This is a genomic window from Pantoea brenneri, from assembly GCF_038594305.1.
Taxonomy (GTDB): Bacteria; Pseudomonadota; Gammaproteobacteria; order Enterobacterales; family Enterobacteriaceae; genus Pantoea; species Pantoea brenneri.
Genome location: NZ_JBCGBG010000001.1, coordinates 1,309,567 through 1,323,175, shown reverse-complemented (window position 1 = coordinate 1,323,175; position 13,609 = coordinate 1,309,567). Strand labels below are relative to the sequence as shown.

Here is a 13,609-nt window from a genome sequence, read left to right as displayed (position 1 = left end):
GTGTGATGCGGCGAAAAGCCGGTGATGAGACCGTTTCCACGCGGCATACGAAGAATAATCATAGACTAAGATGTCGCAATCGCGGGGCAGCGGACCATAGAGAGGCGGGAATTTGACTTAGTGGCGCGGATTCGCATCCTCGCCGCGGTCAGTCCGGGCGGAACGGCGGCAGAAAATCCTGCCGACGGCGGTCGATTGCGTATAAGCTGGATGACCTGCCAACGCAGGCGTGCCGGGCAATCCAGCAGCGCGAAATTATTTTTTCAAAAGGATGTTACGTGAGTAAGAAAGCCCTGTTTGTGGCGCTGATGATGCTGTTATCCGGCTGCTCTAATCGCGTCGGACATAATCTGGATACCGCGCGGTTGCAGCATATCCATCCCGGCCAGACTACGCAGGCACAGCTGATTTCGCTGTTTGGTCAGCCCGACAGCGAGACGCCGTATCCGGATGGACAGCGTCTGCTGAAGTGGACCTACAGTGAGGCGCGCACCCTTAACACCACCGAAGGGCAGACGCTGACGGTGCAGATGAAGAATGACAGGGTGCTGAACTTTGCCCTGAGCAAAAGCTGACGCCGCCGCGCCATTGCAGGGGGCGTGCGGCGGCGATCGGCTTACTGCGGGCCGTTCTGCTGCGCATCAGCGCTCGCAGCACGTGGCTGGGCCAGTCGGGCGAAATCCGAACCCGCCGGATGCTGATAAATCTGCAGATCAAAATAGCGGGCCATCGCGTAAATGTATTCAAAAATGGCTGACTGGGTATTCTCATAATCGGCCCAGAAAATAGAGGAGGTGAAGCAGTAGATCTCCACCGGCAAGCCATCCGGCGACGGCTTCAGCGGACGCACCACGATATACATCTCTTTCTTAATGTCCTCGCGCTGCGTCAGCCAGGCGGTCAGGAATTTACGGAACACCATCAGGTTGGTGATACCGTTCTCCATAAACCAGCGGTCGCCGACCGCGCTGATATCACGTCCATCCAGCAGTTCCGTAATCGATTCGCTGGCGATGCGGATCTGACTCATCGCCTGCAGCATCTCCTGATTCACAAAGGTGATCGACTTCTGATCAAGATAAAAGCTGCGCATGATCCGCCGTGCGCCTGAAGAGAACATCGCCTGCCAGTTGGTGTAGGTCTCGGTGAGGAAATTCTTGGTCGGAATGCGCGAGATGGTGTTATCCCAGTTGCGGATGGTGATGGTATGCAGCGCAATATCGATCACCTCGCCGCTGATATTTCTATCCGGCATCTCAATCCAGTCGCCCAGTTGCAGCACATCGTTGGAAGAGAGCTGAATATTCGCCACCAGCGACAGCAGCGTGTGCTGAAAGATCAGCATCAGTACCGCGGCAACCGCACCCAGCGAGGAGATAATAATCGCCGGTGACTTATTGGACATAATCGCCAGAATCATGATCGCGGCGATAATATGCACCAGAATTTTGCCAATCTGGATATAGCCCTTGATCGAGTGATTCTTACGCTTCGATTTGCGCGAATAGGAGTTGTTAACAATCTCCAGCACTTCATTGAAGAAGATCGACAGATAGACAAAAAACAGAATGCCGCAGATGGTCTGAATCGCCACTTTCAGATTATCAGGCAGGCCCGGCATAAACTGCAGGAAATTGTAGACCACAATCACCGGCACAAAATTCGACAGCTTCTGAGACAGGCGGACATCTTTATCCAGCGGCACGCCCTGTTTATGGCTGCTGAAAAAGACCTTTCTGATCACTTTGACCACGAAAAACTTACAGATTAAGTGAGCCACCATCCCGGCCATGATCAACAGGATCACGCTGAAGCTGGCCGACAGCACCGCATTTCCCTCAATAAAATCCATTAAACTATGAATGTAATGCATGTTAACCACGTGCTGAGCTAGATAAGGGGCGAATTCAACCACACTGCGGCGCGGGTTGTTGAGCGACGAATGCGTTTAGCGCGGCTGAGGCCCGGTTTTGCCGCCGCTTCGGCTGCGTCAACCCCGACCGACAGGCGACTAAAACCAGGCCCATTTGCCCGGTTATTTATCTTATCGCGAGCCCATCGCCTGCCGGCACTCAGATAAAGTCCAGGCTGGCCGATAACAGCACTATCTCCTCTGACATGAGTTTGCTGACATGCTTAAAAACCTCAAAATAACCCACAGTATTCTCGCCGTACTTTTTATCTTTACCGCACTGCTGAGTCTGACCGGCTTTCTGTTGTATAACGCCGTCTCCAAAGCAGACCAGAACTTCGTTGCGGCGGAGCAGTTAACCCTGCAGCAACAGCACCTGAGCGATGCGGTGAAAACCCTGATTAAAACCCGCGTCACTATCAATCGGGTGGCGATCCGCTTCCTTAAAAATCAGCAGGATCCGGCTTCACTGGCTGCGATGGCGTCGCTGCTGGATAAGGCTGAGCAGTCAGCCGCCGCCGCCGATGTTGAATTCCGCGCCTGGCAGGCGTTGCCGCGTAAAGCGGGGCAGGATGAAGCCCAGGCCGGTGAGGTGCAGGCTGCCTATCAGCAAATGCACGACACCATGCTGGCCTCGGTGACTTTCCTGAAACAGCGCAACTATCAGGGCTACGGCAATCTGGAAGCGCAGGCGGCGCAGGATCGGCTCGACAGCGCTTATGAGGCCTGGCGCGCGGTCAACATTCAGCTAATGAAAAACACCTCTGAGCAGAACCAGCGCAGCCTGACCGATGCGCTCTGGACCTTGCTGGTGCTTGGCCTGGTGACCGTGGTGATCATTTTCGCGGTCTGGGTCGGGTTACAAAAACGGCTTATCGGCCCGCTTAGCCGACTGACCGGCTATATCCGCGCGATTTCTGCCGGCGATCTGACCTCAGACATTCAGCATGAAGGCCGTAATGAGATGGGGCTGCTGATTACCGAACTACAGCAGATGCGCGATGCGCTGGTGGTCACCATTACTTCGGTTGATGACGCCACCCGCTCTATCTTTACCGGCGCTGCCGAAATTTCAGCCGGCAGCACCGATCTTTCATCACGCACCGAACAGCAGGCCGCGGCGCTGGAACAAACGGCGGCCAGCATGGAGCAGCTGACCTCAACCGTTAAGCTCAATGCCGACAATGCGCAGCAGGCAACGGCCGTATCGAAACAGGCGTCAACCACCGCCACCCAGGGCGGCGAGACGGTGGCCCGGGTCATCGCCAACATGGAGCAGATCAGTGAAAGCTCCGGGCAAATCGCCGGCATTATTGCGATTATCGACAGCATCGCCTTCCAGACCAATATTCTGGCGCTCAACGCTGCGGTAGAAGCCGCGCGTGCCGGTGAACAGGGACGTGGATTTGCGGTGGTCGCGGGCGAGGTACGTTCGCTGGCAGGCCGCAGCGCCAGTGCCGCTCAGGAAATCCGCGGCCTGATCGATCGCTCCGCCGAACGGATCAGAACCGGGGCCGGCCATGCCTCTGAAGCCGGTAAGGCGATGGAAAGTATCGTAACGTCGGTCAGTCGGGTAACCCAGTTGATCGAAGAGATCGCCTCATCATCAGTTGAGCAGACGCGTGGCATTGAGCAGGTTTGCATCGCGGTTTCTGAAATGGATGGCGTGACGCAGCAGAACGCCGCCCTGGTTGAAGAGTCGGCCAGCGCGGCGGCTTCGCTGGAAGAGCAGGCCAGCTATCTGCGTAAAACGGTGGCGGTATTTAAAACCGGCAGCCTGCAGGCGGCGTTTTCCGCAGCTCCGGCCCAGCCGGTCGTGAGTCAACTGCGTCCTGCTGCGGTCAGCCCGCAGGCGGATAACCAGAACTGGCAGGCCTTCTGAGTGGCTGGCCGTCAGCCAGGCAAAAGCTGACCGCCATCGCGTGATAACCCGGTTGAGCTCGCTGCATTTGAGCTCAACCGGGAAGGTGTTTGATTGCGGTGCAGCGGTGGTGAACGTTTCTAACAGTGAAGGGCGGACGTTAATGACTATCACTCATTTTTACAGTCGGCAGAACAGAAGATAGCGGCCGATACGTTGGCGAATAACGTTGGTGAATCACTACAGCGAATCACTACAGCCAGCTTAATTTACCGGTAGATAAATTCATATTTCACGATGTAAGAGCCAATATTATTCACACGAGCGGTTACCCATACGCCTGTCATTCCTTGCTTACGGTGGCTGTGCAGATACTCTTTATTGATACAAAGCTGCTTCCATCTGCTGGTGTTCGGGTCTTTTAGCCAGATACCCGCTTCACACTGCCCGTGCTTGCCTCTTGACGGGCCTGGAAAGACAACTTCATATTCCGATTCATAGCCAATAACTTTGTCCGGGAAGAGATAAACATAGACATCATAACAATTTAAGGACAACACAAAGCCTAGAATAAAACCGCCACTGAATGCATTAAACAGAGATTTTACGTTTTTATTAAAAGTGCCCCGGCAGCAAGCCAGCGCCAGAATAATGACGCCCATAAACAGGCCAGATAAAATATAGGTTTTCCATTCAGGAACCGATTTTTTTAACACTGTATTGTGGGAAATGCTTGATGCCCACAACATATACCAGCACCAACCACCTAACAGAATGTATACCGCTGCGGCAGTAAACCATTTCCTGAAATTATCTTTGAAATAAGTACTGTTGCTCACACTTATATTCCCTTATTTATCAGTGAGTAATGCTGCCGCTTTTCTGACATGCTCGCTCAACTTTAGCGTCTGACGCAGCTTCCTGTTTCGGCTGGATTTTCACTTTGGGGGCCAGCTCAGATTGTAGTTTAAGCTTTTTAGAAATTATCAGCCGAGATAACGGTTTGATCGTAATTCTCGCGCCGGCGAGTGAGGCAGACACCGGCCATAAATGATGGAAGAATAATCACCCCCCCTATCATCAGTTATCTGACAAACGCACTTAAAAGGATCACCTGATGTATGACACTCAGCTGACTGAGCAGCGTTATCATTTGTATAAAAATCGATGACAATAGCGGCATTTTTAACCCATGAGTCAGGCAGTTGCTGTTTCAGTATAAGATCTGCCAGCATTACCGTATAACGCTGCTCTATATCATTTATCAGATCAAAATTTGCACCGCTTGCAGGCATGGGAAAGGTAAACGTCACGGATTTAAGTCCCTGGTTAATAGCAAAGCGTTTTAACCGGCCTATAGCCCAGAAACCATTGTAATCGTTGTTTCGACTGACAAAACTACTATTCAGAGAATGGCTAATTCCTTTGAGCTCTCTTCTTCGTGCCATCGACCCTTCCTGGCTGTTTTCACGCGTTCTAATCAGTTATTGAAACAGTATCGGTACGGTTGGTCCATCCTTTAACGTTTGTCATCCAGCCTCATCTGCCGTTGCTGACTCATGACACGGAAGAGGTAAAGAGCCGCGCCACAAACCCGACCCGCATTCGACCCGGCTCCCGTGCGAGGCAGCCGTCCGCGAGGCACATTCGTTGTCCGTGAGCCTGAATCCATCTCGCTGGCGCAACCGCCTGTTTTTCTCGCTATTGCGCTTTAGTGCATTTACCAGGACGACCCGTTGCCACCGATAACAGAATACAAGCAGGCGACGGCCAGCGCGGATAAGCCGGCGTCTGATCAATGTCGCTTTGCCTGGCTGCCCAGGCCTGAGTTTCCGCTGGGCGCAGCGTCCGATTGCGGTTATGTTGAAGCTTCAAATCGTGACTGCAAAGGAACTCAGCATGCCCGAATTTTTCTTTTTCAGGAAAGGCCGTCAGCTGGTGGCTGCCGACCGGAAGGACAGCGCGGCAGCCGAACGGCTTAAGGCTGACGGCTATCAGAAACAGTTTGAGGGAATTATTGCGCCAGATGCGGAAAGGGCGCTGATCAGGCTGCAGGATATCCGTAAGGATGCCGCCGATCTCGAATATGGTTTTCTGACCGGCGGGATATTCGGTGTCGTCACCTTACTGTTCCGTGAAAACCGGGTCAAAAAGACGAAATGATCGGCGCATCTCTGGCTGCAGCAGCGCCGCTTGCCAACCGGGTCGAGCAGTAAAAAAACCGCCCCGGGAGGCGGTTTTTTACTGCAGATCTGACGCGCAATAGCACGTCGCGATCGTCAGGCCGGTACTGACAGCGCTTTCTGGCTGCGTGACCAGACGCGGTGTGCTTTCATCGCCTGGATGAAGTCCGCCATCAGGGCGTTTTCTGCTTTGTCACCCTCAACAATGCCTTCTTCCTGTTCGGTTTCGCCCAGACTGAACTGCGCCTTGAAGCGACGTGCATCGCCTGACAGACCAATAACTTTCAGATGCTTGTAGGCTTCCAGCAGGAAGTAACGCGCATCACCGCTCAGCAGCAGGGCGTCGATGTTGCCATCCGGCACGATAACGGCGTCAAAGGTCAGTGACGGCAGACCGGCGAAGGTGGCATCAATCGGCAGCACCGAACCATCATCGGCGCGTACCTGGCCCATGTGTGCGGCCAGCAGTTTGGTGTGAACACCGACCGCTTTCAGTTCCTGCAGAATTGACAGCACATCTGCCGCCTTCACGCCATCGCTGACCAGTAACGCTACCTGACGGCCCTTGATCTCGCCATCCGGGATGGCGTAGAGACTCAGGCTGTCATCTTTGGTCAGGCCGTTAACCGCTTTTGGCGGCTGGATATTCAGCTGATCGGCGGTCAGGGCGATACCGAGATTATCCGCCACGCCTTTCGCCAGACCGAGGTCAATCCGCGCCAGATGATCGACCACCCGCTCACGAATATAGGCCCGCGCCACTTTACTCAGCTCGAACGAGTAAGCGCCGATAATATGCTGCTGTTCGACCGGCGTCTGGCTCATCCAGAACAGGCGCGGCTGAGCATAATACTCACCGAATGATGGGCTGCGCTCGCGCACTTTGTGGCCCTCAACGCGCTCCTGGTAGCTTTCAAAACCGCCACCTTCAGCGGCTGGCGGGGTTTCACGTGGCCAGTTATCGTTGATCGAGTTCGGCTCGTAGTTGGCCGGGTTAGTGTCGATATCCTGACGGTGCATCCCCTGACGCTGGAAGTTATGGTACGGACAGGTTGGACGGTTGATCGGGATCTCATGGAAGTTCGGACCACCGAGGCGGCTGATCTGGGTATCGGTATAGGAGAACAGACGGCCCTGCAGCAGCGGATCGTTGGAAAAATCGAGGCCCGGCACGATGTGGCCTGGGTGGAATGCTACCTGCTCGGTTTCTGCGAAGAAGTTATCCGGGTTGCGGTTAAGCACCATCTTACCCACGATTTCAACCGGTACCAGCTCTTCCGGGATCAGTTTGGTGGCGTCCAGAATATCGAAATCGAATTTGAATTCATCCTCTTCCGGGATCAGCTGCAGGCCCAGTTCATATTCCGGGAAGTCACCCGCTTCAATCGCTTCCCACAGGTCGCGACGATGGAAATCGGGATCGCGGCCGGTCAGTTTCTGCGACTCATCCCACAGCAGCGAGGCTTTGCCTGCCACCGGCTTCCAGTGGAAGCGGACAAAGGTCGCTTTGCCTGCAGCATTAATCAGGCGGAAGGTGTGAATACCAAACCCTTCCATGGTGCGATAGCTGCGCGGAATGCCGCGATCGGACATCGCCCAGATGACGTTGTGCATGGTTTCCGGCTGGAGAGAGACGTAATCCCAGAAGGTATCGTGGGCGCTCTGGCCCTGCGGGATTTCGTTGTGGGGTTCAGGCTTCACCGCGTGCACGAAGTCAGGGAATTTATGCGCATCCTGAATAAAGAACACCGGGGTGTTGTTGCCGACCAGGTCGAAGACGCCCTCTTCGGTATAAAACTTGGTGGCGAAACCGCGAATATCACGCACCGTATCAGCGGAACCGGCGCCGCCCTGTACCGTGGAGAAACGCACGAAAACCGGCGTCACCTGATTCGGATCGCTGAGGAACTGCGCTTTAGTCAGATCTTTTAACGAGCGGTAGGGCTGAAAATAGCCGTGCGCCGCTGAGCCGCGCGCATGCACGATGCGCTCCGGGATACGTTCATGGTCAAAATGCGTGATCTTCTCACGCATAATAAAGTCTTCCAGCAGGGTTGGCCCACGCGAACCGGCACGCAGCGAATTCTGATCGTTCGCAATACGGGTTCCCTGGTTGGTGGTAAGCGGGCTGTTGGTGCCGTTTTTACGGCTGGCATTGAGCTGGTCGAGTTTAGCGTTATGGGTCTGCGGGGCTTTCAGGCTACCTGGCGCGGTCGGTTGTTTGCCGGGAGGCGTCGGTTCGGCTGGCGGCTGATGTGATCCATCCTGAGGTGCCAGCGAACCGAGTCCGGGTTCTGACGACTCCGGCCCGGTGGTGGGGGCGCGGTGGCTCAGTTCTTTCTTCTCTGTTTCTTTCGACATTAATCCATGCTCCAGCGGTTATTTTACTTTCGACGACACTAAATATAGAACAACCTGACCAATGCTGGGGGTAAACCGCGACTTTAACTCACCTCGCCGGGTTTCTTTTTGGCGGGCTAAAATAACACCTTCACCCGGTGCGGCAGCCTGTCGTTTCGCTTATTGCCGGCCAACTGCAACTATTCGGAGGTCTGTATGCTCAGCTATCTGTTTATTGGTGCGAATGATGTGGCGCTGTCCGGTCACTTTTATCGGGCAGTTCTGCTGCCGCTCGGGTATCTGGTTGAGCCCGATGGCGAACAGCTGATTTTTTCGCTGCCGGAGGTGCCCGATCGGCAAAACGGACCCGGTGCCGTCTACATTGCGAAGCCGTGGGATGGCGCAGACGCGCAGCCGGGTAACGGCAACATGGCCGGATTCCGCGCGCCGACGCGGCAAAGGGTTGACGAGCTTTACGCGGCGGGCCTACGGGCAGGGGGCACAGATGAGGGCGCGCCAGGCATTCGTGAACGCTATAACCCGAATTTTTACGTGGCTTACCTGCGCGATCCGGCAGGCAATAAGCTGGCGCTGTTCTGTAACGACGATCCGGCCTACGCGTCGGTTTAATTGCAGCCGGCGTGCATTTCCTGATTGAAGTTAGAAATGTTATATCATAACATTTCATTTTGTAACTTCTATTGAGGATCGCGACGTTGGCAAATCATACAGGTAAGTGGGCGATGGCGCTGGGCGCGCTGTTGATCAGCAATCAGGTGGCGGCGCATGGCGATCATGCGCACGGCAAACCGTTGTCAGCCATGGAACAGAAAGCGGCGGAAGGGGACTTTGCCGATGCGGATGTTAAAGATCGCCCGCTGTCGGACTGGGATGGCCTGTGGCAGTCGGTCTATCCGCTATTAGAAAGTGGCGAGCTGGACCCGGTATGGCACAAAAAAGCGCAGCAGGATGGCAGCAAAACGGCGCAGCAGGTTAAAGCTTATTACCGTAAAGGCTACGCGACCAACGTCGACACTATCGGCATCGAAAACGGCGTGATGGAATTTCATATTGGCGATCGGGTCAGCGCCTGCCGCTACCATTATGCCGGCCACCGGATCCTGACCTATACCTCGGGCAAGAAAGGGGTGCGCTACCTGTTCGAATGCCAGGAGGCGAACAGCGATGCGCCGAAATATGTGCAGTTCAGCGATCACACCATCGCACCGCGCAAATCAGCCCACTTCCATATTTTTATGGGTAATCGTTCGCAGCAAGCTTTACTGGCGGAGATGGATAACTGGCCGACCTACTATCCCTGGCAGATGATGAATGCGCAGGTGGTGGATGAGATGCTGCATCATTAAGGATTTGCTTCGGCTTTTGACACACCCGCCCGTAACGGCGGGTTTTCAGGCGACAAACGCGGCCGGCTTATGCAGATAAATCGCCAATCCGTGGCGTACAAAATCCTAAAGCGCTTCACTCAGATCTACTTAGAGGTGCGCCGACTGACTTTACCGCCCTTGCGGCCAGCTTCCCTGGCTCTTTCAGGATCGTTCTTGAAATTGCCTCCGCTGGCTTTGCCACCGGCACTTCCAGCTTCACTGGCACGGTCCGGGTCATTGGCAAAGTTGCCTGCGCCACCCCGGTATTTCTGTTGTGTCATAGATAGGCCTCGTATCAGGTTCCTTAGATAAGTAGGACTAGCTAGTCACAGCATTAAGTTTAGTTTGCCGGCTGGATTATGCCAGCAAAACGGCAAAATCGAGGCGGCTGTCGCCTCGCTAATCTGTTGATTATCTGCATAAATTGGCGGGACTTCAGCCAACCCATACCGGCCGGCGCGAGGCCGGTATTCCCTTCACCACCTGTTGATACGAATCGTCGACCAGCTGCTGGATCAACCCTTCTGACAGTGCGTCGCCCGGGTAGACGGTGATCCAGTGCTGCTTATTCATATGGTAACCGGCGGTAATAGAGGGATAGATGGCGCGATGCAGTTCCGCCTGCTGCGGCTGGCATTTCAGGGTGATGATCGGCACCCCCCGCAGCACGGTCAGCAGTAGAAACACCTTACCGCACACTTTATAGACCTGATGTGCCGGTCCAAACGGATAGCTGGACTCGGCGGCAGGCAGCCGCTCGGCCGCCTCAATAGCGATGCGCTGGATATCAGCACCCTGCATAGCGAATCTCCTTGTTACCGGGTTGGTCAATCACTGCCCACTGGCTGAGTGACTGAGGCCTGTTACACTTCTGATAAGCATAAATCAGGAGCAGACATGAAATTAGGCTTTGCATGTAAGTATCTCAACCACGATGGCAAACAGTTTTTCCCGTTCCGCGCCACCACGCGTAAACGGTTTCTGAGTTTACCGCACGATCAACGTAATCAACTGATTTATGAGATATCCGTTACCAACCTTAACCAGCTCTACCTGACGCTGGAGCAGCTAGCGACCTTACCGGAGCCGTTAAGAATGATGCGTATTGGCAGCGATCTGCTGCCGCTTTATACCGTTCCGGAGGCCACGTCGCTGTTTGCCGCGTTTTTACCCGAGCTTCATCCACTGTTCGCCCGCTGCGGTGAACTGGCACGCGCGCACCAGATCCGACTCTCCTTTCATCCGGGGCAATATACGGTGCTGGCGTCAGATAATCCGGATGTGGTGAGCCGCGCGCTGGAGGATGTCGAATATCACACCCTATGCGCCTGCCTGATGGGCTACGGCCAACGCTTCCAGGATTTTAAAATCAATATTCATATGAACGGTAAGGCGGGATTCGACGGTTTTAAACGTTCGTTTGGTCAGCTGAGCGAGGAAGCGCGCCGGATGCTGACGGTAGAGAATGATGAAATATCCTGTTCGCTGGATGACGTACTGCAGGCCGCCGCGCTCTGTCCGGTGGTGCTGGATATTCACCATCACTGGGTGAAAGAGAATCAGTTTATCCAGCCTGACGATGCGCGGATTGCCGCGATAATCGCTTCGTGGCGCGGCGTCCGGCCGGTACTGCATTATTCGATTTCACAGGAGGGGATTATTCCGCCGCAGGGCTGGCCGGATCAGCAACAGCTGGGCGTGTCGAAAAGCAAACTGCGGGCGCACTCCGATTACTACTTCAACGACACGCTCAATGACTGGGCATTGTCGTTTCAGGATTTCGACATCATGTGCGAAGTGAAAATGAAGAATCTGGCGCGGGAACAGCTCTACCAGTGGGCGAAACAGCAACAGCGGATAGCGTAACAGCCGACAGCTTTCCCCTTGCTGGTCGGGCAGCAAGGGGAAGCGACCTCAAATAATCGCCACGCCGCCGGTGACGGCGACCGTAGCGCCCGAAATATAGCTGGCCTCATCGCTGGCCAGCATCACATAGGTCGGGGCCAGTTCAGCCGGCTGACCGGCGCGCTGCAACGGCACTTCGCTGCCAAAGTTTTTCACCTGCTCAACCGGCATGGTCGACGGGATCAGCGGTGTCCAGATTGGGCCCGGTGCTACCGCGTTGGCGCGAATGCCTTTTTCCGCCAGCATGGCGGCGAGGCTGCCGGAAAAGTTGACGATAGCCGCTTTAGTCGCCGAGTAGGGCAGCAGCTTCGGCTTTGGCTGGTCGGCGTTGATCGACGCGGTATTAATGATCGATCCACCCGCTGGCATATGCGGCACTGCCGCTTTGGTGATGCGGAACAGGGCGTAAAGATTGGTTTTCATCGTCCGGTCAAACTCGTCATCGCTGATTTCATCCAGCGATTCACGCGTCATCTGATAAGCCGCGTTGTTCACCAGAATGTTGATCTCACCAAACGCTTCTACCGCTTTCTCAACGATGGCGGAACAGTGTGCTGCCTCGGTAATGTCGCCTGGCACCAGAATCGCTTTCTGGCCTGCGGCTTCGACCAGCCGGGCGGTATCCTGCGCATCTTCATGTTCATCAAGATAAGAGATCAGGACATCAGCCCCTTCGCGGGCAAACGCGATAGCGACCGCCCGACCGATGCCGGAATCGCCGCCGGTAATAATGGCTTTTTTGCCCGCCAGCCGGCCTGAGCCCTGATAACTTTGTTCACCATGATCGGGCTGCGGCTGCATGGCCGAGGTCGTACCGGGCCAGTTCTGTTGCTGTTCGGCAAAAGGGGGTTGGGGGCGTTGAGTCGATGACATGAATATTCCTCCATAAAAATCCGTTAGCGTAAAACAGTCAGTCAGGACCGCCGGAACGGCTGTGGCCCTGACTGACACGCTGGCGTCAATTAAGGTTTCGGTGACGCGACACCGTCAATCTGCTCCTGCTGTGCGCCTGAGCCTGGACGGGCGTTACCAAGCAGCGGCTCATCACCGAGGATCTCCGGCTGCTGTTTTGCACTGAACTGGCCGTGACCGTCGTAGGCCGGGCCATTGCTCCAGCGGCCTTCCGGCAGCGGTTTATCCAGCGAGGTGTTCAGGCAGTAGTAAGAGTGCTCCTGCGCTTCATTTTCCTGCGGGAAGCTGTTTGGAATAGGCAGCGAAGCATTCAGGCCGCCCATCTCTTCAATCACCGCCAGCCACTGCTGCTGGTGCATGGTGTCACGAGCGATCAGGAACGACAGGAAGTCCTTCATCCCTTTATCTTCCGTCATATTGTACAGGCGGGTCGCCAGCACGCGGCCGGTGGCTTCAGCCGTGACGTTAGCCAGCATATCGGCCGCCACGTTGCCGGAAGCATAGATATGGCTCATGTCGAACGGCATACCGTTGGCGTTCACCGGCATCGCTGACAGACCCGATGAAAGGATATGACGCGGGTTCATGCCGCCCAGAATGGCGTTAACCACCGGATCTTTGGCTGAGGCTTCCTGGTAGGAGAGCGGTGCGCCCTCAAGGTTGAGTGCCACTGCATAGCCCAGCATTTCGATATGGCCGAGTTCTTCGGTTGCGGTGGAGATCAGCAGATCCCGAATCCGGGCATCGCCACGCGCGCCCATCGCCTGGAAAAAGTATTGCATCGCCACACGAATTTCACCCTCTACGCCACCGATGGCTTGCTGTAACAGCATGGCGAATTCTGGATCTGGTTTCTCGACGCGAACCGGGAACTGGAGTTTTGATGAATGAAGAAACATGATTTTTTTCCTCGTCAGTGTTTGCACTCGATGCAGAAAAAAGCCTGGACAGGGATAGCGAAAAAAGAAAGCGTAACGAGAGCAATTAGTGGATGAGTAAGAGGGGATAAGCGGCAAAAAACCGCGAAAAATGGATAAACGGTTGGTCCGCCGATGAGGGCTGATTACAGTAGAATGATGACGCTGACCACCGGAAGAAAAGGCATAAA

14 protein-coding genes are annotated in these 13,609 nt (G+C 54.9%); 6 read left to right on the top strand and 8 right to left on the bottom strand.

The features are described from left to right. The first annotated feature begins 308 nt into the window (after positions 1–308). Positions 309–575, top strand: coding sequence for a hypothetical protein (locus AABB92_RS06150; protein WP_089561265.1), 267 nt, complete (start codon positions 309–311; stop codon positions 573–575). 41 nt (positions 576–616) lie between these two features. On the opposite strand, the gene AABB92_RS06145 is transcribed toward AABB92_RS06150, so the two are convergent. Then, the gene (locus AABB92_RS06145) at positions 617–1,873 is read right to left on the bottom strand and encodes a mechanosensitive ion channel family protein (RefSeq protein WP_031377386.1); all 1,257 of its coding nucleotides are present in this window, start codon (positions 1,871–1,873) and stop codon (positions 617–619) included. Positions 1,874–2,132: 259 nt separating this feature from the next. Here AABB92_RS06145 and AABB92_RS06140 point away from each other — a divergent pair, with 259 nt between their 5' ends. After that, on the top strand, positions 2,133–3,794 hold the full coding sequence (locus AABB92_RS06140) for a methyl-accepting chemotaxis protein (RefSeq protein ID WP_031377385.1): 1,662 nt from the start codon (positions 2,133–2,135) through the stop codon (positions 3,792–3,794). Between the two features lie 248 nt (positions 3,795–4,042). Here the strand turns inward: AABB92_RS06140 and AABB92_RS06135 are convergent, their stop codons facing one another. Both AABB92_RS06135 and AABB92_RS06130 read right to left on the bottom strand, forming a co-directional pair. Then, the gene (locus tag AABB92_RS06135) at positions 4,043–4,612 is read right to left on the bottom strand and encodes a hypothetical protein (RefSeq protein ID WP_031377384.1); all 570 of its coding nucleotides are present in this window, start codon (positions 4,610–4,612) and stop codon (positions 4,043–4,045) included. Positions 4,613–4,759: 147 nt separating this feature from the next. Next, positions 4,760–5,221, bottom strand: a complete 462-nt coding sequence (locus AABB92_RS06130; protein ID WP_152659088.1) for a hypothetical protein — start codon at positions 5,219–5,221, stop codon at positions 4,760–4,762. Between the two features lie 451 nt (positions 5,222–5,672). Here AABB92_RS06130 and AABB92_RS06125 point away from each other — a divergent pair, with 451 nt between their 5' ends. Beyond that, a complete protein-coding gene (locus AABB92_RS06125; RefSeq protein WP_031377382.1) occupies positions 5,673–5,936 on the top strand; it encodes a hypothetical protein in 264 nt (87 codons plus the stop codon). Between the two features lie 116 nt (positions 5,937–6,052). On the opposite strand, the gene katE is transcribed toward AABB92_RS06125, so the two are convergent. Beyond that, positions 6,053–8,317, bottom strand: coding sequence for a catalase HPII (gene katE, locus AABB92_RS06120; RefSeq protein ID WP_031377381.1), 2,265 nt, complete (start codon positions 8,315–8,317; stop codon positions 6,053–6,055). Positions 8,318–8,512: 195 nt separating this feature from the next. Between katE and AABB92_RS06115 the strand changes: the two genes are divergently transcribed. Further along, positions 8,513–8,926, top strand: coding sequence for a VOC family protein (locus AABB92_RS06115; RefSeq protein ID WP_046288350.1), 414 nt, complete (start codon positions 8,513–8,515; stop codon positions 8,924–8,926). A gap of 86 nt (positions 8,927–9,012) precedes the next feature. Next, positions 9,013–9,663, top strand: a complete 651-nt coding sequence (gene zinT, locus AABB92_RS06110; RefSeq protein ID WP_072050985.1) for a metal-binding protein ZinT — start codon at positions 9,013–9,015, stop codon at positions 9,661–9,663. A gap of 125 nt (positions 9,664–9,788) precedes the next feature. Here the strand turns inward: zinT and AABB92_RS06105 are convergent, their stop codons facing one another. Together AABB92_RS06105 and AABB92_RS06100 are read right to left on the bottom strand one after the other, a co-directional pair. Further along, positions 9,789–9,965 (bottom strand): con-10 family general stress protein, encoded by a 177-nt coding sequence (locus AABB92_RS06105; protein ID WP_031377378.1) that lies wholly within the window; start codon positions 9,963–9,965, stop codon positions 9,789–9,791. A gap of 154 nt (positions 9,966–10,119) precedes the next feature. After that, complete coding sequence (locus AABB92_RS06100; protein ID WP_031377377.1) at positions 10,120–10,485, bottom strand: MmcQ/YjbR family DNA-binding protein; 366 nt, start codon at positions 10,483–10,485, stop codon at positions 10,120–10,122. 96 nt (positions 10,486–10,581) lie between these two features. Here AABB92_RS06100 and AABB92_RS06095 point away from each other — a divergent pair, with 96 nt between their 5' ends. Continuing rightward, positions 10,582–11,550: a UV damage endonuclease UvsE gene (locus AABB92_RS06095; protein WP_031377376.1), complete on the top strand. Its 969-nt coding sequence runs from the start codon at positions 10,582–10,584 to the stop codon at positions 11,548–11,550. Between the two features lie 48 nt (positions 11,551–11,598). Here AABB92_RS06095 and AABB92_RS06090 read toward each other — a convergent pair whose 3' ends face one another. Next, positions 11,599–12,462 (bottom strand): glucose 1-dehydrogenase, encoded by an 864-nt coding sequence (locus AABB92_RS06090; RefSeq protein ID WP_031377375.1) that lies wholly within the window; start codon positions 12,460–12,462, stop codon positions 11,599–11,601. Between the two features lie 89 nt (positions 12,463–12,551). Continuing rightward, on the bottom strand, positions 12,552–13,400 hold the full coding sequence (locus tag AABB92_RS06085; protein WP_031377374.1) for a manganese catalase family protein: 849 nt from the start codon (positions 13,398–13,400) through the stop codon (positions 12,552–12,554). Positions 13,401–13,609: the final 209 nt, after the last annotated feature.